Raw genomic sequence first — 26,241 nt, 5'->3', positions numbered from 1 at the left:
GTCAAAGGGCGACGCCACGCGCCCGCAGGAAGGCGAGCGGTGGGACCGCGAAGCCGTACACCGGTCGGGTCCGGGCCTCGAAGTGCAGGTGCGGGCCGGTGGAGTTGCCGGTGCTGCCCGACCTGCCGATCCGCTGACCCGTGCCGACACGCTGGCCCGTGTGGACGGCGAGGGCCGAGAGATGGCCGTACTGGGTGTACGTACCCGGACCGTGCTTGATCACGACGTGGTAGCCGTACGCCCCGCCCCAGCCCGCCTCCACCACGGTGCCGGAATGGACCGCCCTGACCGGAGTGCCCGTCGGGACGACGAAGTCCTGGCCGCTGTGCCGATGGGACCAGAGGCGGCCACCGATACCGAAGGGCGCCCCGAGGACGTGGCCGTCCACGGGTCTCACCCACGCCCTGCGCAGCCGCTCCGCGGCACGCGACGCACGCGCCTTGCGTTCGGCGGCCGCCTTCCGCGCGGCGTGGCGCTTCGCCGCCTCTTGGGCCCGCCGGGCCCCGGCGGCCGCGTGCCGGGCCTCGGCCGCCATGGCCGCTGTGGCCGCCGTGCGCTGGGCGTCGGCCTGGGCGCGCACCGCCGCGGCGAGCCGGAGCGCGGTGTCCGCGGCCAGTGGCCGAACCGCGGTGGACACCGGTGGCGCCGGAACCCGCGCGTCGCCGTGGGCGGGGCCGGGCACCAGGGCGAGCGTGGCCACGGCGGCTCCGGCCAGTGCGGTGGCGCGGCGACGGATCTTCACGACGGTCTCCTCCACGAGCGGGTGACGAGTGACGAGGCGCCACGCCGCTCATGCGGAGATCGGGATATTCCTGGACGAATGCTTGGATGTCCACCGCCTCGATGGAGAACACGGCGGACCACTTACGGAAGTTCAGGCGCGCCACGACGCCCCGGCCGACGGTGGACCGCCGACCGGGGCGGGACAGGCGCGAGGGGCCGACCCGCCGGCCGGTCAGGCGCGCAGGAGCGGGATGATCTGCTCCTCCTCGTACGCGAAGTGCGTCTCCAGCTCGGACTGGAGCCTGGCGAGTTCCGCGCGGAGCTCGTCGGGATCGCCCTCGTCGAGACGTGCCAGGAGGGCCTGGAGGTCGTCCAGGATCCGGGCGACCGTGGTGTGCTCGCGGCGCAGCCGGTCGAGGGCCTCCTGGACCTCCGGGGCGGTGAACTCGCGGGCGAGGTACGGGAAGAGACCGGTGTCCTCGCCCCCGTGGTGGACCGCCATCGCCGAGCAGAAGGTCAGGCAGTGCTTGCGCAGCTCGACGGTCAGCCCGGCGGCGGGCCGGGCACCCGCCCCGCCCCCGTCCCCGCCCCCGGTCGTGAGGTGCGCGTCGAGCCGCTCGCGCAGTGCCGTCAGCTCGCCCCGGAGCCAGTCGTGGATCTTGACGATCTCGTCGGCGAGGGCGTCGAGCCGGGTCGGCGGCCGGTAGTCGTCCACCGGGATCCGGTAGAGCGCGACGACCGGGATGACCCGCTCGGTCTGCTTCTGGTAGTCGGCGTAGCCGGGCGCCACCGCGACCACGCGGGCGAAGAGCTCGTCGCGCTCCGCGCCGCTCGCCGCGACGGCCGTGGCCTGCCAGGATTCGGCCCCGAGCTCGACGGTGACCTGCGGGTTCAGCAGGATGTTGCGATACCAGTCGGGGTGCCGGTCGGAGCCGCCCGCGGAGCCGACCACCAGCAGCCGGTCGCCGTCCTCGACGAAGCCGAGCGGGGTGGTGTGGGTGGCGCCGCTGCGGGCCCCGGTGGTGGTGAGAAGAAGAAGCACCCATCCCTCGAAGGGGCCGCCGAGCACTCCGGCGTTGGTGCGGAATTCGTTGATGATCTGTTCGTTGAACTGGAGAGGCAAGAGCCGTCCCTCGGTCCTCGAGCCTCCATGTCTCCGCTTTCCGGCGCGGACCGACACGCGATTCGAGTTCCCTCATGGGAGCCGACGGATGATCCGTTTGTCAATCCTGATTGACGATTGCCTCGTAGGTGGCCGCCCAGTCGCCGGTCGCGTGGCCCTTCGCGATCGCCCTGTCCGCCACGGACGTGATCGATTCCAGGTGGGACACGTCGAGGCCGCGAGTGCGTGCCGCGTGCAGGATGTGCCTGACGCCCGCGGCCATCATGCCGAGGTTGGCCTCGGCCCCCGGGTAGCTTCCGGCGTCGATGTTCGCCGCCGTGCCTTCCGCGATGGGCGGCATGATCTGGGCGATGGTGTTCATGTACGGGGCGATGTCGACGGCCTTGACGCCGTCCGCCTTGGCCAGCGCGAAGGCGTGCACCAGGCCCGAGATGCTGCCGTAGAAGAAGTCCAGCAGGGACAGGTCGTAGACGGCCGCGAGACCGGGGTCCGTACCCACGAAGACGGTGTTGCCGCCCAGCGCCTTCAGGGTGGACTCGTGGCGCTCGAACGCGTCCTGCGAGCCCGAGTGGAACAGCAGCGCGTCGGGCGTGCCGACGACGGGCGTGGGCACCATCACCGCGCCGTCGAGGTAGGCGATGGACCGCTCCGCGGCCCAGGCCGCGACCTCCCGTGAGCGCTCGGGCGTGTCCGAGGTGAGGTTGACGAGGACCCGGCCCTGGAGCGCGTCGGCCAGCGGGTCGACGATCGCCTGGACGGCGTCGTGGTCGACCACGGAGACGACGATCAACTCGCTTGCTTTCACGGCTTCTTCGGAACTCGCGGCGCGTAGGGCACCGCGCGCGACGAGGTCGTCGCCCTTGCCTGGGGAGCGGTTCCAGAGGGTGGTGGGGTGGCCGGCGTCCAGGAAGGCTCCGGCGAGGGCCTGGCCCATGGCGCCGAGGCCGATGACGGTGACGGATGCGTTTTCGGTAGGCATGTGGATCATCCTGGTGCGGCACCGTCATGCCTACAAGTACCGACAATAAAGTCGGATACCTACCTGGAGGTAATGGTCCAGGTCAGCCGCCTACGCGCCGGAACACCCCTCGCGCTCCTTCAGGAAGTCAAGGAGTCCAAATCATTGACGGACCCGGTGTCTCCATCTACAAAACAGTCTGAGAGCGCTCTCAGCCCACTCCGGCACCACCCCCCTCCCGGAGGTGTTCCTTGAGTACGAGCACGCGCACGCGCCACATCACGCGCACCCCCCTCCTCACCGCACTGCTCGCCATGACTGTCGCCCTCGCCGGCCTCCTCGCCCTCACCGGCGGCGCGGGCACGGCGCGCGGGGACGTACCCCCCGCTCCCGGCTGGAACCTGCGGTGGAGCGACGACTTCACCGGGCCGGACCGGTCCCTGCCCTCCGCCGCCCACTGGCAGATCGACACCGGCCACGGCTATCCCGGCGGCCCCGGCAACTGGGGCACCGGCGAGATCCAGAACTACACGTCCAGCCCGGACAACCTCAGCCTCGACGGCAACGGCAACCTCCGCATCACCCCGCTGCGGGACGGCGCGGGCAACTGGACCTCCGCCCGGATCGAGACCCACCGCGCCGACTTCAAGGCCCCGGCGGGCGGCACCCTGCGCATCGAGGGCCGTATCCGGATGCCGGACGTCACCGGCGACGCCGCCCTCGGCTACTGGCCCGCGTTCTGGGCACTCGGCGCGCCGTACCGGGGCAACTACTGGAACTGGCCCGGTATCGGCGAGTTCGACATCATGGAGAACGTCAACGGCATCAACTCCGTCTGGGGCGTGCTCCACTGCGGGGTCAACCCGGGTGGCCCCTGCAACGAGACCTCCGGCCTCGGCGCCAGTCGCGCCTGCCCCGGCGCGAGCTGCCAGTCCGCCTTCCACACCTACCGCTTCGAGTGGGACCGTTCCGTCTCCCCCAACGAGCTGCGCTGGTACGTGGACGACCAGCTCTTCCACAGCCTCAGCCAGAGCAGGTTCGACGCCGCCACCTGGGCGAACATGACCGAGCACGCCGGCTACTTCATCCTCCTCAACGTCGCCGTCGGCGGTGCCTTCCCCGACGCCCTGGCCGGCCGGACCCCGACCGCCGCGACCGTCCCCGGCCGTCCGATGCTCGTCGACTACGTCGCGGTCTGGACGCGGGGCGGCGGTGGCGGCACGACCCCGCCGCCGTCCGGTTCCTCGCAGCTGTATCTGCGTACGGACGGAGGCGCGGGCGACGCGACCGCCCCGGCGGCCACCGTCACGCTCGCCCCGGCGGCCGGCGGCAACCACGACGGCACCCCGCACAACCCGCAGGTGTTCACCTCAGGCCCGCTCACCCGGGCGTACAACGGCGGCTCCACCCAGTTCGACCTGCTGGTGGACGCGGGGACGACGGTCGCGGGCGGCCAGCAGGTGCGGGTGAGTTACGACCGTACGGGCGACGGCGCCTGGGACCGGACGGAGACCTACCAGTACTTCGCCACCGATCCCGTGGCCGGTTACGAGCACTACACCCAGGCGAGGGGCCTGAAGTCGGCGACCGGGACGCACGGCGACCTGACGGGCGGGAAGGTGCGGATCGAGGTGTGGAGCGCGATCGGCAACGGCGGCAGCACGCTCGGCGTCGGCAACCAGTCCCTCGTCCGTATCCCGTTCGGATGAGCGGCAGCCCGGGTCGGGCGCCGAGGGGGCCACGGCCCCCTCGACGCACTCACTCGCCCGGCGCCCTGAACTCGACCGACTTCTTCGTGGCCGCGTCGATGTCCTCGGGGCTGATCAGCGGGGTGGCCTTGGACTGCACGGCTCCGGTGGCGCGGACCGCGATGGCGGTGGCGGCCATCGAGACGTCGTCGGGCATGTCGGCGACGATGTACACGTCGTTGTCGCCGAAGGCGAAGTACATCCATTCGAGGGTGCCTCCGCACGATCGGAGGACCTTCTCGACGGCCTCCCTGCGGCCCGTACCGCCCTCGGCGAGCAGACCCTTGGTGCCGTCGGCGGTGTAGCTGGCCTGGACCAGGTATTTCGGCATGTGCGACGCCTCCCGATTCGCGTTCCGTTCCTTCACCCTCGGGCACGGGACGCGCTCCGGCCATCCGGGGACCGCCGGGCGGGTGTGTCGGTACGCCCGGCCCTGCGTGAGACCGCGGGGCCGGGCGTACGGGCGTACAGACGTACGGGCGTCACTTGGCCAGCGACGGCACTTCCTCGCGCTGCTCCGGTACGTCGGCGGGGGTGACGTCGCCGTGGTCGCCGCCGTGCTCGTCGAGCAGGGTCTCCTCGTCGAACGGCACCCGTCCGGCGAGGACTTCGGACACCCGCGCCCTGTCGATCTCCTTGGTCCAGGTGCCGACGAGGACGGTCGCGACGGCGTTGCCCGCGAAGTTGGTGAGGGCGCGGGCCTCGCTCATGAAGCGGTCGATGCCGACGATCAGGCCGACGCCGTCGACCAGCTCGGGGCGGTGCGACTGGAGCCCGCCGGCCAGCGTGGCCAGGCCCGCGCCGGTGACACCCGCCGCCCCCTTCGAGGCGATGATCATGAAGACGAGCAGCGAGATCTGCTCGCCGACCGAGAGCGGGTTGCCCATCGCCTCGGCGACGAAGAGCGAGGCCATCGTCAGATAGATCGCGGTGCCGTCGAGGTTGAAGGAGTAGCCGGTCGGCACCGTGATGCCGACGACCGGCTTGGAGACGCCGAGGTGCTCCATCTTGGCGATCAGCCGCGGCAGGGCCGACTCCGACGAGGAGGTGGACAGGATCAGCAGGAACTCCCGGCCGAGGTACTTCAGCAGCGCGAACAGGTTCACTCCGGCGACCAGCCTCAGCAGCGTGCCGAGGACGACGAAGACGAACAGCGCGCAGGTGACGTAGAAGCCGATCATGATGACCGCGAGGGACTTCAGGGCGTCGAGACCGGTCTCGCCGACCACGGCCGCGATCGCGCCGAACGCGCCGACCGGGGCCGCCCACATGATCATCGCGAGGACGCGGAAGACGAGGCGCTGGATGTGCCCGACGCCCCTGAGGATCGGCTCGCCGGTGCGGCCCATGGCCTGCAGGGCGAAGCCCACGAGCAGCGCGACCAGCAGCGTCTGGAGCACCTCGCCCTCGGTGAAGGCGGACACCAGCGTCTTCGGGATGATCCCGAGCAGGAAGTCCGCGGTGCTCTCGCTCGCGCCCTCCGCCTGCTTGGACCCCGCCTCGCGCGCCGCCTCCGTCAGATGCAGCCCGGAGCCCGGCTCCAGGAGGTTGCCCACGACGAGGCCGATGGCGAGCGCGACGGTCGACATCACCATGAAGTAGCCGAGTGCGAGACCGCCGACCGCGCCGACCTTGGCGGCCTTGCGGACCGAACCGACACCGAGCACGATCGTGCAGAAGATGACCGGCGAGATCATCATCTTGATCAGGTTGACGAAGCCGGTGCCGAGCGGTTTCAGCTCCTTGGCGACGTCGGGGGCGGCGAAGCCGACGATGATGCCGAGGACGACGGCGCCGATGACGGCGATGTAGAGATAGTGGGTCCGGTCCCGCTTCCGGACCGGGTCCCGGTCCCGCCGTGCGGCTGCGGGTTCTGGTGTGGTCGCCACGGGAATTCCTCCTCGGCCTGATGAGCATCCACGTCCCGGTGGATGTCCTCGATGCCCGCGACTATTCAGCACCGTGTGACCACGGTCACGCTTACGTGCGTTTCGTTCACGCGAAACCGGCCAGGCAGACTTGGAGCATGCACCCACGGCTACGGCGCCCCCGGAGTCTCGCCGGTCAGCTGTTCGCCATGCAGGTCGTTCTGGTGGCCGCGATCGTGGCGGGGTTCGCGCTGTTCTCGTACGTCACCGACCGCGCGCAGGCGGAGGAGACCGCGCGCAGGCAGTCGACGGCGACCGCGATCGCCGTCGCGAAGTCGCCGTCGGTCATCGAGGCGGCCCGGGGTACGAACCCGTCGGCGCGGCTCCAGCCGTACGCCGAGCAGCTGCGCAGGACGACGGGCGTCACGTTCGTCGTGGTGATGGCCCCGGACGGGACGCGCTGGACGCACCCGGAGCCGGGCGAGATCGGGCGTACGTATCTGGGGCACATCGACCGGGCGCAAGCCGGCGAGACCTTCTCCGAGACGCACATGGGCGTGCTCGGGCCGTCCGTGCGGACGGTGACCCCGGTCTACGACGGCGGCCGGATCACGGCCCTCGTCAGCGCGGGCATCACCATCGACCGGATCAGCGAGCAGATGCGCAAGCAGGTCACGGCCCTGCTGGGGATGGCGGGCGCGGCGCTGGCGCTCGGCGGGGCGGGTACGTACGTGATCAACGCGCGGCTGCGGCGGCACACGCACGGGATGAACGCGGCGGAGCTGAGCCGGATGCACGACTACCACCAGGCGACGTTGCACGCGGTGCGCGAGGGGCTGTTGATGCTGGACGGGCGGCGGCGGATCGCGCTGGTCAACGACGGTGCGTGCGAGCTGCTGGGCCTGGACCCGAAGGTGGTGGGGCGGCCGGTGGACGAGCTGGGCCTGCCCCCGGGGCTCACCGGCGCTCTGCTGGCGAGCGAACCGCGCGTCGACGAGCTGCACCTGACGGCCGACCGGGTGCTCGTCGTCTCGACGCGGCCGGTGGTGGGCGGTGAGCGCAGGGGTACGGTCGTGACGCTGCGGGACCACACCGAGCTCCAGGCGCTCACCGGTGAACTCGACTCCGAGCGCGGCTTCACCGAGGCGCTGCGCGCCCAGGCCCACGAGGCCGCGAACCGGCTGCACACCGTGGTGTCCCTCATCGAACTGGGCCGCGCGGACGAGGCCGTCGAGTTCGCCACGGCCGAGCTGGAACTGGCCCAGGCCCTCACGGACCGCGTGGTCACCGCCGTCGCCGAGCCGGTCCTCGCGGCCCTGCTGCTGGGCAAGGCCGCCCAGGCCAACGAGAGCGGGGTGGAGCTCGTGCTCGCGGACGACAGCCGCATCGACGACGGTGTCCTGCCGCCGTGGCTCCCGCAGCGGGACCTCGTCACGATCCTCGGCAACCTGATCGACAACGCGGTCGAGGCGGCTCAGGGCACCCCGGGCGCGCCCCGCGGCCCCGCCGGCGGCCGGTCCCGGGTCACCGTCACCGCCCGGACCCGCGGCGACGAGCTCGTGCTGCGCGTCACCGACAACGGGCCCGGCGTCCGGCCGGGTGACGCCGAGGCCGTGTTCGAGCGCGGATGGTCGACCCGGGGACCGGGGCGCGGGCTGGGGCTCGCCCTCGTGCGGCAGGCTGCCCATCGCAACCGCGGAACGGTGGAGATGACCCAAGTCCCCGGCGGCGGCGCCGAGTTCACCGTACGGCTGCCGCTGCGCCCGGCGGAGGTGACCGCATGAGCAGACACCCCCGGGGGCGCCGATGCGGGCTCCGCCCGCGCATCGCGGAGGTGACCGTATGACGCACGGCCCGTCGAACCAGGGGCACGACCCCCACGCGGGTGACGGCGCGAGCCCCCCGCCGCGCGACATCCGCGTACTCGTCGTCGAGGACGACCCCGTCGCCGCCGACGCGCACGCCCTCTACGTCGGGCGTGTGCCCGGGTTCGCCGTGGTCGGGGTGGCGCATTCGCGCGGGGAGGCGTCGCGGGTGCTGGAGCGGACGCCCGTGGAGCTGATCCTGCTGGATCTGTATCTGCCCGACGGGCACGGGCTCCAGCTGCTGCGCTCGCTGCGCGCCGCCGGGCACTGCGCCGACGTCATCGCCGTCACGTCCGCCCGCGATCTGGCGATCGTCCGAGAAGGAGTGTCCCTGGGTGTCGTTCAGTATGTCCTGAAGCCCTTCACGTTCGCGACCCTTCGCGACCGGCTCACCCGGTACGCGGAGTTCCGCGCGACCGCGGGCGAGGCGTCCGGGCAGGACGAGGTGGACCGGGCGCTCGCGACCCTGCGCACCCCCGGCCCCGCCGCGCTCCGCAAGGGTCTGAGCGCGCCGACGCTGGAGGCGGTGAGCCGCACGCTCCGCGACAGCCCCGGCGGTCTCACCGCGGCCGAGGCCGGCGCCGCCGTCGGGATCTCGCGGATCACCGCCCGCCGCTATCTGGAGCACCTGGTCGACGAGGGGCGGGCCGCGCGGAGCCCCCAGTACGGCCAGATAGGGCGCCCTGAGCTGCAGTATCGATGGATTCCGGCGTTCCGCTGAAAATTACCCCCTGGTACGCTACGCGGGTTGACCGGTCGGTGCGCGGCACGAAACCGGCGTATGTCCATTTCTGGACGATCCTACGAGTCGTGACCTTGGCTGAACACACCGTAGTCAATTCAGCCAAATGGGGCCTACCGTGTGCCAGTGCACTCCACCCCGCCCTTCAACGCCCCTGCCGCCCGCCGACTTCGCGAGGCGCTGGGGATGGCTCCCGGCCATGTCGCCTATGGTCTGCGCGCACAGTACGGACTCCAGATCACCCCGGAGACCGTGGTCGCCTGGGAGCGCGGGATGCTCGGGCCGTCCTCGCAGGAGCTGACGGCGCTGGCGGGAGTGCTGTGGTGCGCGCCGGGCGATCTGCTGGGCGCCGCCCGGACCCTGCGTGAGCACCGGATCTCCCGGGGGCTGGCCGCCGACGACCTGGCCCGCAGGCTGAGCATGGACGCGTCCGCGTACCAGAAGATGGAGGACACGGGCCGCTGGCGCGGCAGCGAGCGGCAGACCGCCGCGCTCGCCGAGACCCTGGGCCTGTCGCCGCGCGAGCTGCTGACCGCGACCGGCCGGAACGAGGAGCTGGCCGAGCTGCTGCGCAGTGCGGCGACGACCCGCTGGCAGGCGTACGTGCGCCCGGTGTCGAAGCTGCTGGCGATCCCCAAGCGGCATCTCGAGGACGCGCTGCGGCAGCTGCACACGGACTACCAGGCCCGCATGGTGACGACCTCCAGCTGGGGCGCTTCGGGCGGCTCGGGCGAGGAGGGCAAGGAGTTCCTGGACGGGATCGTGGACCACTTCTGGGAGCTGGCCCCGGGCTAGATCCTCACGGTGGCGGGCTCGTGGAACGCCCCTTGGTATCCGGGTCGAACGCGAACAGCTGCCCCTGCGACTCCTTCGTCACCGGCCCGTCCTCGGTCGCGCACGGCATCTGGATGATCTCCGCCCACTCCGCCGCGTCGCCCTGCTTGACCGTCATGCACAGATCGGACCATCCGACACGCAGCCGGTAGCCCCGCACCGGATCGCCGACCGGTTCCAGCCGGAACGCCTCGGCGACGCCACGCTTCCCGCACTCCTGGTCGATGAACGCGGCCCCGGGGAGCGTCGACTTGTCGTGGATGCCGGTACAGCCCGGACCGTAGTCGGGGTGCTTGGTCGTGAGCTGCCAGAGCGCCTCATACGCCTCATGTGCCTCCAGGACGAACCGCGGGACGCTGTCCGGTGAGCACCGCACCTGGAACAGCTCACCGCTCTTCTGCCCGGGGCGTTCGGCGAGGCACAGTCCGGAGTGGACGGCCCTGATCCGGACGGGGCCGGTCTTGGGGTACTTCGGGGGTACGAAGATCTCATCGGACGTCGGGCTCGCGTCGGGCGTCGGGCCCGCGTCGGGCTTCCTGTCGTCGCCGTCGCTCAGGGCGTACGTGACCGACACGGCGGCCGCGAGGACGCCGGCCACGGCGACGGCCACGGCGATGCGCACCCGGCGCGCCCCCCAGGGGCGGGCCCTCGGCTCCGGCTCGGGCAGAGCGGCCGTCCCGTCGCCCGCCTCCACTTCGCCGAGCGCCGCACCATCCCGTTCCGCCGCGGACGGGCTCTGCTCGAACACCAGCGACTCCGCCCGCCGCTCCTGTCGCACCAGGTCCTTGCGGACCCGCTGCCATGCGTCGACCACGCCCGGCCCGCAGCCGCAGGCCCGTACGAACGCCGTGAGCAGCTCCTCGCGCGGCACCGTCGTACGCGCCAGCATGTTCGCGACGGTCGAGCGGGGCAGTACGTCGCCGACCGCTTCGGCGCGCTGGGAGAGTTCCCGGTAGGTCAGCCCGGACCAGTCCTTGAGCGCCTGGAGGCGCTCGATGAATTCGGCAGGGGTGCGCGCCCCCTGTGGATCTGGCGGGTTCTCGCCATCGACGGCAACGCCGGTCATGCACAGCCTCCCCGTCGGACCGACTCGGCGGAAAACACGGGCTCGGACAGGGTTGGGACATGTCCGGGACACGTGCAAGCCTTGTAGATCCGGCCGTTCAACTCAAGAGTGGGATCCGGCAAGAAAAGCGGCCTTGATCGTCCACGGGGGAGACGATCGGGGCCGCTCCGCGTTCCTGGCCGGGCCCGTCAGAAGACCGACTCGGCCTCGTGCATCCGGTCCTCCGGCACGGTCTTCAGCCGTGCGACCGCCTCGGCCAGCGGCACCAGGGCGATCTGTGTGCCGCGCAGTGCCGTCATCCTGCCGAAATCGCCCCGGTGCGCGGCCTCCACCGCGTGCCAGCCGAAGCGGGTCGCGAGGACGCGGTCGTACGCGGTCGGCGTACCGCCGCGCTGGATGTGGCCGAGAATGACCGGCCGGGCCTCCTTGCCGAGGCGGCGCTCCAGTTCGGAGGCGAGCCGGTTGCCGATGCCGGCGAAGCGCTCGTGGCCGAACGGGTCGATCTCGCCCTTCTTGTAGTCCATGGTGCCGTCGGCCGGATGGGCGCCTTCGGCCACACAGACGACCGCGAACCTCTTCCCCCGGTCGAAGCGCTCCTCGACCATCTTCACCAGGTCGCCGGGGTCGAAGGGCCGCTCGGGCAGGCAGATGCCGTGGGCACCGGCCGCCATGCCCGACTCCAGGGCGATCCAGCCCGCGTGCCGGCCCATGACCTCGACGACCATGACGCGCTGGTGCGACTCGGCGGTGGTCTTGAGCCGGTCCATCGCCTCGGTGGCGACCGTGACGGCCGTGTCGAAGCCGAAGGTGCGGTCGGTCGCGGAGATGTCGTTGTCGATGGTCTTCGGTACGCCGACGACGGGCATCCCGGCGTCCGCGAGCATCCGGGCGGCGGTCAGCGTGCCCTCGCCGCCGATCGGGATGAGCGCGTCGAGTTCGTACCGGCGGGCCAACTCCCCGCGCTTCTCGGCGGCTTCGCGCAGCCGGGAGCGCTCCAGCCGGGAGGAGCCGAGGATGGTGCCGCCCCGGGCCAGGATGCCGCTGACGGCGTCGATGTCGAGCGGGCGGTAGTGGCCGTCGAGCAGTCCCCTGAATCCGTCCTCGAAGCCGATGACTTCGTCGCCGTGGCCGACGACGGCACGGTGCACGACCGAGCGGATCACTGCGTTCAGGCCCGGGCAGTCGCCGCCCGCGGTGAGGATTCCGATGCGCATCGTGCCGTGCCTCCTGCTCGCTGTCGGTGGTGGCGTACGAGTGGTCTGGACCTCCACCAGCACGGCGGGCGTCCTATCCACCCCCGGAGGTACTGTCAAGAGGGCAATGCCACCCTATCGAGTATTTTCCCCCACACAGCCTTGACGGCGAAGTGACGCAGGGCAACCGACACGGGGCAACCGACACAGGACAGGAGAGCACGCGTGACGCGCAGCGTGTACGTGACCGGGATCGATCGCGGAGACGGTCGCCAGGTGGTCGAGCTGGGAGTCATGGAGCTCCTGACCCGTCAAGTGGACCGGGTGGGGGTGTTCCGGCCCCTGGTCCACGACGGGCCCGATCGTCTGTTCGATCTGCTGCGCGTCCGCTACCGGCTCTCCCAGGACCCGGCGTCCGTATACGGCATGGACTACCACGAGGCCGCCGCGCTCCAGGCCGAACGGGGCACCGACGAGCTGGTCTCCCGCCTCGTCGCCCGCTTCCACGCGGTGGCGCGCGAGTACGAGGTGGTCCTCGTGCTCGGCACGGACTTCGCGGCCACCCAGCTCCCCGACGAGCTGGCGCTGAACGCCCGGCTGGCCAACGAGTTCGGCGCCTCGGTGATACCCGTGGTGGGCGGCAAGGGCCAGACGGCCGAGTCCGTGCGCGCGGAGGCCCGTAACGCCCACCGCGCCTACGAGGTCCTGGGCTGCGACATCATCGCGATGGTCGTCAACCGGGTGGCGCCGGAGGACCGCGAGGTGATCGCCGAACGGCTGGCGGCCCGCCTCCCCGTCCCCTGTTACGTCCTGCCGGACGAGCCGGCGCTCGCCGCACCCACGGTCGGCCAGATCCGCCACGCCCTGGGGGCCACCGTGCTGCTCGGGGACGGCTCCGGGCTCGCCCGGGACGCCCTCGACTTCGTCTTCGGCGGCGCGATGCTGCCGAACTTCCTGAACGCCCTGACGCCCGGCTGCATGGTGGTCACCCCCGGTGACCGCGCCGACCTGGTGGTGGGCGCCCTGGCGGCGCACTCCGCCGGCACCCCGCCCATCGCGGGCCTGCTGCTCACCCTCGACGAGCGCCCCGTCGACTCCATCCTGACCCTGGCCTCCCGGCTGGCGCCCGGCACCCCGGTGCTGTCGGTGCCCGGCGGATCCTTCCCGACCGCGACCGAACTCTCCGCGATGGAAGGGAAGTTGAACGCCGCCACACCGCGCAAGGCGGAGACCGCCCTCGGTCTCTTCGAGCGCCATGTGGACCGCGCCGGTCTGCTCGCCCGGGTCGAGGTGGCCCGCAGCGGCCGGGTCACCCCGATGATGTTCGAGCACGACCTGCTGGAGCAGGCCCGCGCCGACCGCCGCCGCGTCGTGCTGCCCGAGGGTACGGAGGAGCGGGTGCTGCGCGCCGCCGACGTACTCGTACGCCGGGACGTCTGCGATCTGACGCTGCTCGGTGACACGGACGTCATCCGCAAGAAGGCGGCCGACCTCGGCATCGACCTGTCCTCGGTCCAGCTCATCGACCCGGCGACCTCCGAGCTGCGCCAGGAGTTCGCCGAGCTGTACGCGGGACTGCGCGCCCACAAGGGCGTGACGGTGGAGCTCGCCCACGATGTGGTTTCGGACGTCAACTACTTCGGCACCCTGATGGTCGAGCAGGGCATGGCCGACGGCATGGTGTCGGGCTCGGTCCACTCCACGGCCGCGACGATCCGCCCGGCCTTCGAGATCATCAAGACCAAGCCGGGCGCCTCCATCGTCTCGTCCGTCTTCTTCATGTGCCTCGCCGACAAGGTCCTCGTGTACGGGGACTGCGCGGTCAACCCGGACCCCGACGCCGAGCAACTCGCGGACATCGCGGTGCAGTCGGCGGCCACGGCGGCCCGGTTCGGCGTCGAGCCGCGGATCGCGATGCTGTCGTACTCGACCGGTACGTCGGGCAGCGGCGCGGATGTCGACAAGGTGCGCGAGGCCACCAAGCTGGTGCGCGAACGTCACCCGGAACTGCGGATCGAGGGGCCGATCCAGTACGACGCGGCGGTCGAACCGTCCGTCGCGGCGACCAAGCTGCCGGAGTCCGAGGTGGCGGGCCAGGCGACCGTGCTGATCTTCCCCGACCTCAACACGGGCAACAACACCTACAAGGCCGTGCAGCGTTCGGCCGGCGCGGTGGCCGTGGGACCGGTGCTGCAGGGTCTGCGCAAGCCGGTCAACGACCTCTCGCGCGGCGCGCTGGTCAGCGACATCGTCAACACGGTCGCGATCACCGCGATCCAGTCCCAGACCCCGGCCACATCGGCCACGCCCCAGTCCCAGGAGCTCCCCGCATGACCGCCCACCCGTCTCCCACCACCGCCCTGCCTGACGAGCTTCGCTCGGCCCCTGCCTCGCGTGTCCTCGTCCTCAACTCCGGCTCCTCGTCGGTGAAGTACCAGCTGCTCGACATGCGCGACGGCTCCCGCCTGGCGGTCGGCCTCGTCGAGCGGATCGGTGAGGAGACGTCCCGGCTGGTGCACACCCCGCTCACCGGCGGCGGCGCGGAGAAGCGTGAGCGTACGGGCCCGATCGCGGACCACGACGCCGCCCTGAAGGCGGTCGCGGAGGAGCTGACGCAGGACGGTCTCGGCCTCGACTCCCCCGAACTGGCGGCGATCGGCCACCGGGTGGTGCACGGCGGGCTCCGCTTCACCGCCCCGACGGTCATCACGGACGAGGTGCTGGCGGAGATCGAGCGCCTGGTCCCGGTGGCGCCCCTGCACAACCCGGCGAACCTGACGGGCATCCGTACCGCCCAGGCCCTGCGCCCCGACCTTCCCCAGGTCGCGGTCTTCGACACGGCGTTCCACACGACGATGCCGGAGCACGCGGCGCGGTACGCGATCGACGTGGAAACGGCGGACGCGCACCGCATCCGCCGCTACGGCTTCCACGGCACGTCACACGCGTACGTCTCGCGCCGTACGGCCGAGTTGCTGGGCAGGCCCCTCGCGGAGGTCAACGTCATCGTCCTCCACCTGGGCAACGGCGCCTCGGCGTCGGCGGTCGCGGGCGGCCGGTGCGTGGACACGTCGATGGGCCTGACCCCGCTGGAGGGTCTGGTCATGGGCACCCGCTCCGGCGACATCGACCCGGCGGTCACCTTCCATCTGAAGCGGGTGGCGGGCATGGACGAGGACGAGGTCGACGTACTCCTCAACAAGAAGAGCGGCCTTGTGGGGCTCTGCGGCGACAACGACATGCGGGAGATCCGCCGCCGTATCGAGGAGGGCGACGAGCGGGCGCGGCTCGCCTTCGACATTTACATCCATCGCCTGAAGAAGTACATCGGCGCGTATTACGCGGTTCTCGGCCGGGTCGACGCGGTCGTGTTCACTGCGGGCGTCGGGGAGAACGCGGCTCCGGTGCGGGAAGCCGCCATCGCCGGAATGGAGGAGCTGGGGCTTGTGGTGGACGCGGACCTGAACGCCGTACGGTCGGACGAGCCGCGGTTCGTCTCGCCCGACCACGCACGGGTGGCGGTCGCGGTGGTGCCGACGGACGAGGAGCTGGAGATCGCGCAGCAGACCTTCGCTCTGGTGGGAAATGCTCTCTCCTGAGGGCTTTCTCCGGGCTTCCGGAGATTCCTTCCAAGGGCTCTTCCAAGGGCTCTCCTGAGCAGCCGCCCGCCCATTTGTACTTTCCACCAGACGGAATATTCCGCCTAGAAACAAACCGATAGGATCCGCCTTATGCGCCGTTCCAAAATCGTCTGCACACTGGGCCCCGCCGTCGACTCCTACGAGCAGCTGAAAGCTCTCATCGAGGCCGGCATGAACGTGGCCCGTTTCAACATGAGCCACGGGACCCAGGCAGAGCACCAGGAGCGGTACGACCGTCTCCGCAGGGCGGTGGAGGACACCGGCCGCCCCGTCGGTGTCCTCGCCGACCTCCAGGGTCCGAAGATCCGCCTGGAGACCTTCGCCGAGGGGCCGGTCGAGCTGGTCCGCGGTGACGAGTTCACCATCACCACCGAGGACGTCCCCGGTGACAAATCCATCTGCGGGACCACGTACAAGGGCCTGCCCGGAGACGTCGCCAAGGGCGACCAGATCCTGATCAACGACGGCAACGTCGAGCTGCGTGTCACCGAGGTCGACGGCACGCGGGTCAAGTCCATCGTCATCGAGGGCGGTGTGATCTCCGACCACAAGGGCATCAACCTGCCCGGCGCGGCGGTCAACGTCCCGGCCCTGTCCGAGAAGGACGTCGAGGACCTGCGTTTCGCCCTGCGGATGGGCTGCGACATGGTCGCCCTCTCCTTCGTCCGCGACGCCAACGACGTCAAGGACGTCCACAAGGTGATGGACGAGGAGGGCCGCCGGGTCCCCGTCATCGCCAAGGTCGAGAAGCCCCAGGCCGTCGAGAACATGGCCGACGTCGTCGCCGCCTTCGACGCGGTGATGGTGGCGCGTGGCGACCTGGCCGTCGAGTACCCGCTGGAGCGGGTCCCGATGGTGCAGAAGCGCCTCATCGAGCTGTGTCGCCGCAACGCCAAGCCGGTCATCGTGGCGACCCAGATGATGGAATCCATGATCACCAACTCCCGTCCGACCCGCGCCGAGGCGAGCGACGTCGCCAACGCGATCCTGGACGGCGCGGACGCAGTCATGCTGTCCGCGGAGTCCTCGGTGGGCGCGTATCCCATCGAGACCGTCAAGACGATGTCCAAGATCGTCTCGGCGGCGGAGGAGGAGCTCCTCGCCAAGGGCCTCCAGCCCCTCGTCCAGGGCAAGAAGCCCCGTACCCAGGGCGGCTCCGTCGCCCGCGCGGCCTGCGAGATCGCCGACTTCCTCGACGGCAGGGCCCTGGTCGCCTTCACCCAGTCCGGCGACACGGCCCGCCGGCTCTCGCGCTACCGCGCGCAGCAGCCGATCCTGGCCTTCACGACGGACGAGTCCACGCGCAACCAGCTGACCCTGAGCTGGGGCGTCGAGCCCTTCCTCGCCCCGTTCGTGGAGACGACGGACGCGATGGTCGACCTGGTGGACGCGGAGCTGTCGAAGCTCCAGCGGTTCAACGCGGGCGACACGATGGTCATCACCGCCGGCTCCCCGCCCGGCGTCCCGGGCACGACCAACATGGTTCGGGTGCACCACCTGGGCGACGGCACGAAGAGCGCCTGACGGCCGACGCCCGACGCCCGACGCCCGACGCCCGACGCCCGACGCCTCTGATCGTCGGCTTTAGGGCCGCTGGGGCCGCACTCCTCGCCGGGGTGCGGCCCCTTCGCCGTACGCGGGCTGCGCCGATCGCCCCGGGAGGTGCGGGGCGGATGGGTGACCTACGCTGGTGAGTCCGCCCTGCCCACGGCTCGGCTCGGCTCGCTCGGCCACTGACCGAAGTCAGAGGTGATTGCGAATGATCCGCATCAGAATGCTTCTGGCGAGCATCGCCGCCCTTCTGCTGCTGGTGGGTCCCACTCCCGCTGGTCAGAGCACCACCGTCCGGCAGGACTTCGATCCCGCCCTGGTGGAACGGCTCGACAAAGAGATCACCGCCACCATGAAGCAGGCCGGGGTCCCCGGCGTGAACGTCGGCCTCTGGATCCCCGGCCGTGGCACGTACGTGAAGTCGTTCGGGGTCTCCGACAAGTCGGCCGGCACCCCGATGAAGTCCGATATGTACATGCGCATCGGCAGTGTGACCAAGACGTTCACCGTCACGGGCCTGCTTCAGCTGGTCGACCAGGGCAGGATCCGGATCGACGACCCCGTCTCCCGCTACGTCCAGGGCGTCCCCGGGGGCGACCGCATCACCCTGCGCCAGCTGGCCGGGATGCGCAGCGGTCTGTTCAACTACACCGAGGACGACGAGCTCCAGAAGCTCCTGGCCGCCGACCCCCAGCGGGTCTTCACCCCCCGGCAGCTGCTCGACCGCGCCTTCGCCCATCCCCCGGACTTCCCGCCGGGCACCGACTGGCAGTACAGCAACACCAACCTGGTGCTGCTCGGCCTGGTGATCGAGAAGGTCACGGGCGAGCCTGTGGGCCGCTATCTCGAACAGCACGTGTACGCCCCGCTGGGCCTGGACCAGACCTCGTTCCCGACCAGCGGTGCGATCGGGGATCCGCACGCCCAGGGCTATACGGACTTCACACCGTCCGGCGCCACGACCACCTCCACCAACTGGGATCCCTCCTGGGCCTGGGCGGCCGGAGCCATGATCTCCGACCTGGAGGACCTCCACACCTGGGTCCCGGCCCTGGTCACGGGCCGTCTTCTCACCCCGGAAACCCAGAAGCAACGCCTGAAGTTCGGCCCGACCGGCCTCCCGGGCACCGGATACGGGCTGGGCATCATGGAGGTGAACGGCTGGATCGGGCACAACGGGGAGCTGCCGGGGTACGAGACCCTGGCCGTGTATCTGCCGTCCGTGAAGGCCACGTTGGTGATCCTGATCAACTCCGATATCGACTACCGGGGCAACGCGCTCAGTACGCTGATCGGCAAGGCCGTCACGTCCGTCGTCACGCCGGACAACGTCTTCAGCCTGCCGGCCGCGCCGCAGTCCACGAAGCCCAAGCCGACGACGACGCCGCGATGACGACAATGAGAGGTGACCCCCATCGGAGATGGGGGTCACCTCTCATTACGGTTCCCGGAGGTCTGTCAGGCCCCGCCGGTGAAGTAGTTGTGCAGCCCCGGCACGGTGAGCGTGCCGCCGAACTGGCCGGCCTGCTTGATCTTCACGTTGGTGAAGATGGCGAAGGGGACGTCCAGCGGGGGCGGGGTGTCCGGGCTGAAGGTGACCGGGATGATGCCGAAGAGGTTGCCCTTCAGCTCCTCCGTGTACATGGTCACCGTGCCGTTGCGGATGGTGGACGTGGAGCCCTTCTCCGCCTCGACGTGGATGGTCTTCCCGTTCGGTCCCACCACCAGCTGGTGAAGGTCCTTGATGTCCACCCCGCTCGCGGTGAACTTCAGCGCCTTCTTGATCTTGCCGCTGCCGGTCTGCACCTCGACGATGCCGTGGTACTTGAGGCCGTTGAGGGTGAGCTTCGAGGTCTCCAGCCGCCAGGGATCGTCCGGCAGGAGCGGGATGCCCGGCTCCAGCTTCGCGTTCGCCAACGCCTCCGGGTCGGCCTCCGGGCACGGGAAGCGCGGCTTGCCGTCGGCACCCTCGGGGATGTCCTCGTCCTTGACCGGGTCGAGGCCCTTGACCTTCTCGTCGAGCTCCTTGACCTCGGCGCCGGCCTTGTCGGCCGCGTCCTTGATGGCGTCCTTGGTGCTGTCCGCCGTATCCGTGACCGGGGTCTTCGGCTGGGAGGAGGACTCCTCCGTGGACGGCTTCGCCGTGTCGGTCGGGGTCGGGGTGGTCGGAGTCGGAGCGGGCTCCTCGTCCGGTCCGTCGAAGAAGTCCTTGATCTTCTCGCCGACACCCAGCGGGTCGAGCGGGTTCGTCGTCTTTGTGGGCGTCGGGGTCGCGGTCGGCGCCGCGGCCGGTGCGGACTGGCCGGCCGGCTTGTCGGCCGACTCGGACGCCGACGGGGACGCGCCCGGCTTCGGCTGGTCCGCGCCTTCCGAAGCATCGGCCGACTGCTCGTCGGCCGGCTTGTCCGACGCCTCGTCCGAGGGCTTCGTGGACTCCGACGCGGACGGCGACTCCTCCGGCTCCGCGGGCTCGTCCGAGCGTGTCACGCACGGCCCGGGGGCGAACGGGATGTCCTTGTCGTCGGCCAGCGCCAGCTTGGGCGTGAGACCCATGCCGACCAGGACCGCCGTGGGCATCGCGGCGAGAGCCATCGCCTTGCCCGCGGGCATCTGGAGCTTGGTCAGCAGCGACTTCCTCGGGGCCGCGTGGCGCGGCCCCCTTCTCAGGCGGGGCTCGTCGCCGTCAGCCGCGTTCAGCGGTGTTTCGTCACCCCGCACTGTTCCTCCCGCCGTTGGCGTGGGCAGTCGTATCGGTCATCGTCAGGTCCTCCCCCGCGCGCGGCTCGGGGAGGGTGGGGCCTGCGGCGTCGGCATCCGGCGCCTCGGTATCGGTCTCGGTGGGCTTGGCCGGCTTCCCGGGCGCCCATGCGATGGAGAGCGCACCACCGATCATGGCCAGCAGGAAGCCCATGACGAAGCCGCCGAAGTTGGCGACCGGGATGGAGATCAGCGCCAGCAGAATCGCGGCGACACCCGCGAACACCCGCACGATCTGGTGGAACCACATCGTCAAGCCGAGCGTGACGAGCAGTACGCCGATGATCAGCGAGCCGGCGCCCGCGGTTGTCGCCATCGACAGCGTCATCTGCCCGAGCTGGAGGCTCGCGTACGGGAAGTACGCGATGGGAATGCCGCCCAGCAGGGTCAACAGCCCCGCCCAGAACGGCCGGGTGCCCCGCCAGTCGCGGAACCGCCGCTTCAGGACGCGGATGTAGTGCTCGTTCTGCCCCGGTGACTCGGCGCTCATGGAAAGCTCCCTGGAACTGGCATTGCTTTGTGAAGAGGGAGACGGGCGGGCACGGCTGCCGTGAGCATCCACGCCCGCCCGCACGGTTTCACCGGTCAGTAGCACTCAACCTTGGGACCGTCGCCCTTGTGCAGGCTCATCTTGAGTCCGCTGAGCTTGAAGGTGCCGGCGGTGGTCGCCCAGGCCTTCTGCTCGACGTTCTCGAGCGTGGCGCTCTCGGCCTGCTGCGCGAACCCGTTCTGGTTGATGTTCGTGTCCTTGACCGCGGGACCCTTGCCGAGGCCGGGCTTGTCCGTGTCCTTGGCCGCGACGCCGATGTCGATGTTCTTGAACGTCGCGTCGGCCTTGAGCTCGGTGACGTCAAGGTAGAGGTTGTCCGCGATGACCTTGTGGTCTGCGTCCGGACCGGCCTCGAGCCTCATCGTGACCTTGCCGAAGATCGGCACGTCCGGCGTGACGACCGACTGGCACATCTTGGTGATCTCGGCGTGCTTGAACGCCGAGATGGCGACGGGCCGCGGAACGACCTGGTTGCCTTCCTTGATGTTGGCGTAGCCCATGTCCACGCCGCCGTACTGGGCGAACCCAGTACCTTCGAGGTGCTGGGCCTTGACCTTGAACTCCTGGCCGGAGACGCTGAACGACGCCGCGAGCGCGCCCTGCGCCAGGCCGACGCCGACCGCCGCCGTGGCGGCCACACTCGGCACCATGACGAGCGCGAAGCGCTTCCATCTGGTCCCACCACGAACCTGGGACATATGTATTCCTCCTTCTCGGACGTACATCTCCGGTACGAACCACACGGGTCCGTCCTGGGATGGGAGAAGTGCTACGTCCTCGGGAAGGAGAGCGCCGTGAGCACAGGCGCGAGCCGCGTCCGCTTCACCGGCGATCACCCCCGAGCGACAACCACTGGCCACGCCTTCGCGTAACCGCAACGGACAGGCCCTGCCGATCGGGCAGGAACCCCCCTGTCCACAGCCGGCGCCTCTGCCGCCGGCCCACTCGGTGGGGACCCAAAGTCGGTGAGCGCGACTGGCTGCCGGGCTGGTGCGGTATTGGACCGAGCGTCGCCGATCGTGGTGCATTCCGCGCCGCCGCACAAGGGGCTCGTTACTGACTAGTAACGGACGCATAACCACGCCGCGACGGCATGATGTCGGGCGGCCACAGAGGGTGCCCCAGGCCCGTCCGACAGAGGGGTGATTGTCCCGAAAAAGGGGACAGATCAAGGGGGTTGATTTACTGCGAGTAACAGCGGCCGCGTTTACCAAGTTTTGGTAAAACGCAGCCGCCCTTTGTCACTCTGTCGCCAAATCGGCGACCGCGCGGCGCCGGTGGACGGCGTTCGTCAGAACAGCACGCGCGCCAGCGCCGTACGCGCGGCCGTCACGCGCGGATCGTCCGGGCCGATCACCTCGAACAGCTCCAGCAGCCGCAGCCGGGCGGCGTCCCGGTCCTCGCCCGCCGTGCGCCGCACGGTCTCGACCAGGCGGCCGAAGGCGTCGTCGACGTGGCCGCCGACCAGGTCGAGATCGGCGGCGGCGATCTGCGCCTGCACGTCGGCGGGGTTGTCGGCGGCGTTCTTGCGCACGGCCGAGGGGTCCATGTCCTGGACCCGGGCGAGCAGTTCGGCCTGGGCGAGGCCGAGCTTGGCCTCCATGTTGCCCGGGTCGTCGGCGAGGACGTTCTTGTACGCCTGGACGGCACCGCCGAGGTCACCCGCGTCCAGGGCTTGGACGGCCGCTTCGAGCAGCGCGTCATAGGGGCCCACCGGCGTCTGGGCGGGGCCCGCGGCGGGCCCTTCGGCGCCGGCGTCGACGGTCAGGCCGGTGAGCCCGAAGCGCTCCTCGCCGACCTGGATCAGCTGGTCGATGGTCTGGCGGATCTGGGGCTCGGGGGCGAGGCCCTGGAAGAGCGGGAGCGCCTGGCCGGCGACCACCGCGAAGACAGCCGGGATGCCCTGGATCCCGAACTGCTGCATCAGCATCTGATTGGCTTCGACATCGATCTTGGCGAGCACGAAGCGGCCGTTGTACTCCTGCGCCAGACGCTCCAGCACCGGGCTGAGCTGCTTGCACGGCTCACACCACTCGGCCCAGAAGTCGATGACGACCGGGACCTCGGCGGAGCGCTGGATGACATCGCGCTCGAAGCCCGCCTCGTCGACGTCGATCACCAGGCTGGAGGGGGGCACGGCACCGCCGCCGCCCTGCCGGGCGGTCTCCGCGCGGGCCTGTTCCGCCTTGGCCTTGGCCTCACCGGCCGCCTTCACAGCGGCGAGGTCGACGACGCCGCTCATGGACATGTTCCTAGGCTGCATGAGTACATCCTCCCCCTTCCGTGCGCGCGAATGAAAAGCCGACCGGCTGGTTACGTACGCGGACGTACGTGCTGTGGCGCCTGGTCCCCACCGGGCGCCTGTGGTTGTCGCTTTCGCTACGGGTCGTAGCGTAACTCCCTCGACCCGCCACAGGGAGGGTTTCCCCGACGGTTCCGCCGGTGAACTCGCTCACAGCGAAGGTTCTACCTACCCACCGGTATGGTCGCCGTCATGTGTAGCCGCACCAGCCGTGCCCGTCCGAAAACGATTCGTACCGGCCGCCCCCGCAGCGCGGAGGCGGACGTCGCCATCCTCGACGCGACGAGAGCCGCGCTGGTCGAGCTGGGCTGGTCGAAGCTGACGATGGGCGACGTGGCGCACCGGGCCGGGGTGGCCAAAACCACCCTCTACCGGCGCTGGGCGGGCAAGAACGAGCTCGTCGTGGACGCCGTCGCGGTCCTCTTCGACGAGCTGGAACTTCCCGACCGCGGCTCGCTCGCCGCGGACATCGAGGGCGTGGTGCTGCAGTTCGCCACGCTGCTGGAGCGGCCCGAGGCCAGGACCGCGCTGATGGCGGTGGTCGCCGAGTCCACGCGCGACGAGCCGCTGCGCGAGCGGATCCGGGTCTCGATCGTGAGCCGGCAGAAGCGGCTGGTCCTGGAGGGCCGCGAGCGCGCCCAGACGCGCGGCGAGCTCCCGACGCAATCCGACCCGCAGGCGGCGGCCCGGACGGCGGACCTGATCTTCGACGTGATCGCGGGCGCGGTGGTCCACCGGGCGCTGGTCAGCGCGGAGCCGGTGGACGAGGACTGGGTACGGAGGTTCACCGCGGTGCTGCTGGGAGGTCTGCGGGCCGCGTAGGGCCTCCGGCCGGAACGGGATGGGGCCCTGGCACTGGCCGAGTGCCGACCGGCACGGCACCGGACCCCTGACCCGAACCCGACCAGGCCCTGGCCACGGCTTGGCCGAGCGCCGGCCGGAACGGGACCCCGGCCGGGACCGGAGCTGAGGCCGGGACCGGGACCGAGACCGAGACCGAGACCAAGACCGGGGCCAAGACCGGAGCCGAGACCGAGACCGAGACCGAGACCAAGACCGGGGCCAAGACCGGAGCCGAGACCGAGACCGGGACCGAGACCGAGACCGGGGCCGAGACCGGAGCCGGGATCGGAGCTGAGGCCCGAGCTGAGGCGGGGGGGCAGGCCGGCCCGGCCGAGGCCGAGGGGGCAGGCCGGGGCAGAGGCAGGGCCCCGTGCCGGGCCTCGGTTGCCGCCCCGGCCGGGGCCAGGCCAGACCCCAGTGCTGGGCTGGGGTTACCGCCCCGAGCGGGCCGGGGCCCGGGCCCCGGCCGGGCCGGTGGGCCGGTTCCCCTACGCCCTGCCGGGTGCGAGGCGGAGGTCGGCGCGGGGGGCCGGCATCGTGTCCGGAGCCTCCGCCGCGATGTAGTGGCTCGGGTTCGCGCTCGGACCCGCCGGGATCGCGACGCGTTCCGCCTCCCGGCGCTTCATCAGGCGGAAGCGGTTCGTGCCGGTCTGGACGACCACCGAGTGCCAGGGGGTGAGCCAGTTGTCCTCCGCCTCCAGCAGGGAGATGCCGAACTTCGGCGAGCCGCACGGCTGCGGGTGGATCGACAGCCGCAGCGAGCCCGGGTGGTGCTGCGCGATCAGGTTCGCCCAGGCGCGGCTGCGCCGCAGCACCCCGTACGCACGGCGCCGGCAGTCCTGCTGGAGCTGGGCCTTGGAGCCGGTCCAGTCGTACGTGTCCTCGACCAGGAAGCGGATCATGCCGCGGTAGTGCGCCAGGGCGGGGCCGCCCGAGCGGACCTCCTCGCGGAGGATCTCCATCGGCTCCGCGAACTCCCGTTCCAGCAGGGCGCGTTTGCGGTCGTAGCCGAGGCTTCCCCAGACCGCGTCGAGGCCGAAGGTGTCCAGATGGCGCAGCCCGTTGTCGGCGATCATCCTCCGCAGCGCGACGGCGTACGCGTCGACCCGCTGGTCGGACACCCCTACGAGGTCGCCGAAGACGTGGCCGTCGGAGCAGATCAGCAGCCGGGCGCCGGGCGGATGCAGATCGGCGATCCTCGCGCACAGATCGTCGAGGAAGCGCAGGGACAGCAGCTCACCGAGGTCGGGCAGGGCGCCGGTGACCTTGGCGGGGTTGGGGGATTTGCAGGGGAAGGCGGGGAGGGTGAGGAGGATCGGCGCGTCGGCACGTACGAACGCGCGCAGCACATCCAGTTGCTCGGGGAAGCACGCTTCCGGGGTGTGTCCGTAGACCTCCGCCGTCGGCCCGGGGGACCCCACCGGACGGCGGTGCGGCAGCAGGAGCCGCAGCAGCGCGTGGCACGTACGTTCGGTGTCGGCGCTCATGCGACGGCCTCCGCCGGCCGGAGCCGGCCGGGTTGGGCCGGGTCGCCGAGAACATGCACGCGTCGCAGATGGCGCGGCACTCCACGGCGGTACGGCTCCCGGGTGTGCAGCAGCGTGTAGTTGTCGGCGACGACGATGTCGTCCGACTGCCAGCGGTGCGCGAGGAGATGCGCCGGATCGCGTACGACCGCGCTGAGGGCGGCCAGCAGCGCCGCCTCCGCCGCCGGGTCGTCGAGGCCTTCCACATTGACCTCGGGCGGGTTGATGACGTGTTCGCCCTCGGGGACGGGTTCGAGGTAGCGCAGCACCGGATGACCCAGGACCGGGTGGGGTTCGATCAGCGGTGAGACGACCACACCACCGTAGTGCGACATCTTGCGGTTGCGGTAGCCGAGGGTGACGGACCGCCACCGGTCCACGGTGTCCGGTCCGGCCGCGGCGAGGACCCGCGTGGTGTCGCAGAACAGCGTGCGGCCGCCCTCCGCGCCGTCCGGGGCCTCGACGCAGTGGAATATCTGGAACTCGGGGATGAACTCCCGGTACATCCCGTCCCAGTGGAAGGGCATGAAGCCGGTGTCGAAGACATGGTCCGCCGGCTCCTCGTGCGCCAGGACGTCGAAGACGTTGCCGAACGGCCAGCTCAGCAGGGAGCCCCAGGAGCGGGCGTAGCCTTCGAGCCCGGACGCCCCGGCGGGCGGGGTGAAGCCGCGCAGCACCGCGATGCGGTGTTCACGGACCAGGTCGCGCAGGTACGGGACCGGCACGGCGTCGAGCGGGGTGCCGGCCCCGGCCGCGGTGAGCCGGATTCCGAACGGCCGCGACGCGGCGAGCGTCCACAGCCGCGGACTGTCGTCCGTCGTGCCGGATACGGCGACGGAAGTCGTCATCGTGGGGATCCTTACGTTGTTGGTGGGTTGTTTCCGGTCACTCGTAGGATCGGGAGACCCAGGGATGCCGGGTGTGGCTGTGGGGTTCCAGCCCAGTGGTGGC

Annotated in this window: 22 protein-coding genes; 9 read left to right on the top strand and 13 right to left on the bottom strand. The window is 70.8% G+C overall.

Features of this window, described 5'->3' with window-relative positions; genetic code table 11:
- Nucleotide 1: 1 nt before the first annotated feature.
- From ABT342_RS31950 to ABT342_RS31940, 3 genes are all read right to left on the bottom strand, one after another.
- Nucleotides 2–742 carry a M23 family metallopeptidase gene (locus ABT342_RS31950; protein WP_351581573.1) on the bottom strand — a complete coding sequence of 247 codons (741 nt, stop codon included), beginning with the start codon at nt 740–742 and terminating at the stop codon, nt 2–4.
- Between the two features lie 213 nt (nt 743–955).
- Nucleotides 956–1,846, bottom strand: coding sequence for a nitroreductase/quinone reductase family protein (locus ABT342_RS31945; protein ID WP_351581571.1), 891 nt, complete (start codon nt 1,844–1,846; stop codon nt 956–958).
- A gap of 100 nt (nt 1,847–1,946) precedes the next feature.
- Entirely contained in the window at nt 1,947–2,834 is an 888-nt protein-coding gene (locus ABT342_RS31940) for an NAD(P)-dependent oxidoreductase (protein WP_502965650.1), read from the bottom strand.
- Between the two features lie 284 nt (nt 2,835–3,118).
- Here ABT342_RS31940 and ABT342_RS31935 point away from each other — a divergent pair, with 284 nt between their 5' ends.
- A complete protein-coding gene (locus ABT342_RS31935) occupies nt 3,119–4,513 on the top strand; it encodes a glycoside hydrolase family 16 protein (protein WP_351581602.1) in 1,395 nt (464 codons plus the stop codon).
- 49 nt (nt 4,514–4,562) lie between these two features.
- On the opposite strand, the gene ABT342_RS31930 is transcribed toward ABT342_RS31935, so the two are convergent.
- Together ABT342_RS31930 and ABT342_RS31925 are read right to left on the bottom strand one after the other, a co-directional pair.
- A complete protein-coding gene (locus ABT342_RS31930; protein WP_351581567.1) occupies nt 4,563–4,883 on the bottom strand; it encodes a GYD domain-containing protein in 321 nt (106 codons plus the stop codon).
- 151 nt (nt 4,884–5,034) lie between these two features.
- Nucleotides 5,035–6,441: a cation:dicarboxylate symporter family transporter gene (locus ABT342_RS31925; RefSeq protein WP_351581565.1), complete on the bottom strand. Its 1,407-nt coding sequence runs from the start codon at nt 6,439–6,441 to the stop codon at nt 5,035–5,037.
- Between the two features lie 137 nt (nt 6,442–6,578).
- Here ABT342_RS31925 and ABT342_RS31920 point away from each other — a divergent pair, with 137 nt between their 5' ends.
- The 3 genes from ABT342_RS31920 to ABT342_RS31910 all read left to right on the top strand — a co-directional run bounded on the left by ABT342_RS31920 (nt 6,579) and on the right by ABT342_RS31910 (nt 9,822).
- Complete coding sequence (locus ABT342_RS31920; protein WP_351581563.1) at nt 6,579–8,204, top strand: sensor histidine kinase; 1,626 nt, start codon at nt 6,579–6,581, stop codon at nt 8,202–8,204.
- 58 nt (nt 8,205–8,262) lie between these two features.
- Entirely contained in the window at nt 8,263–9,006 is a 744-nt protein-coding gene (locus ABT342_RS31915) for a response regulator (protein WP_351581561.1), read from the top strand.
- Nucleotides 9,007–9,213: 207 nt separating this feature from the next.
- A complete protein-coding gene (locus ABT342_RS31910) occupies nt 9,214–9,822 on the top strand; it encodes a helix-turn-helix domain-containing protein (protein WP_502965651.1) in 609 nt (202 codons plus the stop codon).
- Between the two features lie 4 nt (nt 9,823–9,826).
- Here ABT342_RS31910 and ABT342_RS31905 read toward each other — a convergent pair whose 3' ends face one another.
- Both ABT342_RS31905 and ABT342_RS31900 read right to left on the bottom strand, forming a co-directional pair.
- Nucleotides 9,827–10,927 (bottom strand): helix-turn-helix domain-containing protein, encoded by a 1,101-nt coding sequence (locus tag ABT342_RS31905; RefSeq protein WP_351581557.1) that lies wholly within the window; start codon nt 10,925–10,927, stop codon nt 9,827–9,829.
- Between the two features lie 188 nt (nt 10,928–11,115).
- Entirely contained in the window at nt 11,116–12,141 is a 1,026-nt protein-coding gene (locus ABT342_RS31900; protein ID WP_351581555.1) for an ATP-dependent 6-phosphofructokinase, read from the bottom strand.
- Nucleotides 12,142–12,345: 204 nt separating this feature from the next.
- On the opposite strand from ABT342_RS31900, the gene pta reads away from it, so the two are divergent.
- The 4 genes from pta (at nt 12,346) to ABT342_RS31880 (ending at nt 18,705) form a co-directional block, all read left to right on the top strand.
- Nucleotides 12,346–14,454: a phosphate acetyltransferase gene (gene pta, locus ABT342_RS31895; protein ID WP_351581553.1), complete on the top strand. Its 2,109-nt coding sequence runs from the start codon at nt 12,346–12,348 to the stop codon at nt 14,452–14,454.
- Complete coding sequence (locus tag ABT342_RS31890) at nt 14,451–15,719, top strand: acetate kinase (protein WP_351581550.1); 1,269 nt, start codon at nt 14,451–14,453, stop codon at nt 15,717–15,719. The genes pta and ABT342_RS31890 overlap by 4 nt, the downstream gene beginning before the upstream one ends.
- Nucleotides 15,720–15,851: 132 nt before the next feature.
- The gene (pyk, locus tag ABT342_RS31885) at nt 15,852–17,285 is read left to right on the top strand and encodes a pyruvate kinase (RefSeq protein ID WP_351581548.1); all 1,434 of its coding nucleotides are present in this window, start codon (nt 15,852–15,854) and stop codon (nt 17,283–17,285) included.
- A gap of 235 nt (nt 17,286–17,520) precedes the next feature.
- Nucleotides 17,521–18,705 carry a serine hydrolase domain-containing protein gene (locus ABT342_RS31880; RefSeq protein WP_351581546.1) on the top strand — a complete coding sequence of 395 codons (1,185 nt, stop codon included), beginning with the start codon at nt 17,521–17,523 and terminating at the stop codon, nt 18,703–18,705.
- Between the two features lie 65 nt (nt 18,706–18,770).
- On the opposite strand, the gene ABT342_RS31875 is transcribed toward ABT342_RS31880, so the two are convergent.
- From ABT342_RS31875 to ABT342_RS31860, 4 genes are all read right to left on the bottom strand, one after another.
- Nucleotides 18,771–20,030 carry a hypothetical protein gene (locus tag ABT342_RS31875; RefSeq protein ID WP_351581544.1) on the bottom strand — a complete coding sequence of 420 codons (1,260 nt, stop codon included), beginning with the start codon at nt 20,028–20,030 and terminating at the stop codon, nt 18,771–18,773.
- On the bottom strand, nt 20,020–20,559 hold the full coding sequence (locus ABT342_RS31870) for a DUF6114 domain-containing protein (RefSeq protein WP_351581542.1): 540 nt from the start codon (nt 20,557–20,559) through the stop codon (nt 20,020–20,022). The genes ABT342_RS31875 and ABT342_RS31870 overlap by 11 nt, the downstream gene beginning before the upstream one ends.
- Nucleotides 20,560–20,654: 95 nt before the next feature.
- A complete protein-coding gene (locus tag ABT342_RS31865; protein WP_351581540.1) occupies nt 20,655–21,317 on the bottom strand; it encodes a DUF6230 family protein in 663 nt (220 codons plus the stop codon).
- 593 nt (nt 21,318–21,910) lie between these two features.
- The gene (locus tag ABT342_RS31860) at nt 21,911–22,882 is read right to left on the bottom strand and encodes a tetratricopeptide repeat protein (protein ID WP_351581538.1); all 972 of its coding nucleotides are present in this window, start codon (nt 22,880–22,882) and stop codon (nt 21,911–21,913) included.
- Between the two features lie 231 nt (nt 22,883–23,113).
- Between ABT342_RS31860 and ABT342_RS31855 the strand changes: the two genes are divergently transcribed.
- Complete coding sequence (locus ABT342_RS31855) at nt 23,114–23,743, top strand: TetR/AcrR family transcriptional regulator (RefSeq protein WP_351581536.1); 630 nt, start codon at nt 23,114–23,116, stop codon at nt 23,741–23,743.
- Between the two features lie 509 nt (nt 23,744–24,252).
- On the opposite strand, the gene ABT342_RS31850 is transcribed toward ABT342_RS31855, so the two are convergent.
- Entirely contained in the window at nt 24,253–25,251 is a 999-nt protein-coding gene (locus ABT342_RS31850; RefSeq protein ID WP_351581533.1) for an L-tyrosine/L-tryptophan isonitrile synthase family protein, read from the bottom strand.
- Entirely contained in the window at nt 25,248–26,138 is an 891-nt protein-coding gene (locus tag ABT342_RS31845) for a TauD/TfdA family dioxygenase (RefSeq protein WP_351581531.1), read from the bottom strand. Before ABT342_RS31845 ends, ABT342_RS31850 begins: the two co-directional genes overlap by 4 nt.
- Between the last annotated feature and the right edge of the window lie 103 nt (nt 26,139–26,241).

Origin of the sequence: Streptomyces sp. NPDC000410, assembly GCF_040300305.1 — a bacterium.
GTDB lineage: Bacteria > Actinomycetota > Actinomycetes > Streptomycetales > Streptomycetaceae > Streptomyces.
Note: the sequence above shows the minus strand (reverse complement) of the source record. Positions and strands in the feature narration are given on the sequence as shown.

Excerpts from the sequence above, each read along its gene's own strand:
- ABT342_RS31940 (WP_502965650.1), bottom strand. The coding sequence starts at position 2,834 with ATGATCCACATGCCTACCGAAAACGCATCCGTCACCGTCATCGGCCTC.
- ABT342_RS31935 (WP_351581602.1), top strand. The coding sequence starts at position 3,119 with ATGACTGTCGCCCTCGCCGGCCTCCTCGCCCTCACCGGCGGCGCGGGC.
- ABT342_RS31930 (WP_351581567.1), bottom strand. The coding sequence starts at position 4,883 with ATGCCGAAATACCTGGTCCAGGCCAGCTACACCGCCGACGGCACCAAG.
- ABT342_RS31920 (WP_351581563.1), top strand. The coding sequence starts at position 6,579 with ATGCACCCACGGCTACGGCGCCCCCGGAGTCTCGCCGGTCAGCTGTTC.
- ABT342_RS31915 (WP_351581561.1), top strand. The coding sequence starts at position 8,263 with ATGACGCACGGCCCGTCGAACCAGGGGCACGACCCCCACGCGGGTGAC.
- ABT342_RS31910 (WP_502965651.1), top strand. The coding sequence starts at position 9,214 with ATGGCTCCCGGCCATGTCGCCTATGGTCTGCGCGCACAGTACGGACTC.
- ABT342_RS31905 (WP_351581557.1), bottom strand. The coding sequence starts at position 10,927 with ATGACCGGCGTTGCCGTCGATGGCGAGAACCCGCCAGATCCACAGGGG.
- ABT342_RS31900 (WP_351581555.1), bottom strand. The coding sequence starts at position 12,141 with ATGCGCATCGGAATCCTCACCGCGGGCGGCGACTGCCCGGGCCTGAAC.
- ABT342_RS31890 (WP_351581550.1), top strand. The coding sequence starts at position 14,451 with ATGACCGCCCACCCGTCTCCCACCACCGCCCTGCCTGACGAGCTTCGC.
- pyk (WP_351581548.1), top strand. The coding sequence starts at position 15,852 with ATGCGCCGTTCCAAAATCGTCTGCACACTGGGCCCCGCCGTCGACTCC.
- ABT342_RS31880 (WP_351581546.1), top strand. The coding sequence starts at position 17,521 with ATGATCCGCATCAGAATGCTTCTGGCGAGCATCGCCGCCCTTCTGCTG.
- ABT342_RS31870 (WP_351581542.1), bottom strand. The coding sequence starts at position 20,559 with ATGAGCGCCGAGTCACCGGGGCAGAACGAGCACTACATCCGCGTCCTG.
- ABT342_RS31865 (WP_351581540.1), bottom strand. The coding sequence starts at position 21,317 with ATGTCCCAGGTTCGTGGTGGGACCAGATGGAAGCGCTTCGCGCTCGTC.
- ABT342_RS31860 (WP_351581538.1), bottom strand. The coding sequence starts at position 22,882 with ATGCAGCCTAGGAACATGTCCATGAGCGGCGTCGTCGACCTCGCCGCT.
- ABT342_RS31855 (WP_351581536.1), top strand. The coding sequence starts at position 23,114 with ATGTGTAGCCGCACCAGCCGTGCCCGTCCGAAAACGATTCGTACCGGC.
- ABT342_RS31850 (WP_351581533.1), bottom strand. The coding sequence starts at position 25,251 with ATGAGCGCCGACACCGAACGTACGTGCCACGCGCTGCTGCGGCTCCTG.
- ABT342_RS31845 (WP_351581531.1), bottom strand. The coding sequence starts at position 26,138 with ATGACGACTTCCGTCGCCGTATCCGGCACGACGGACGACAGTCCGCGG.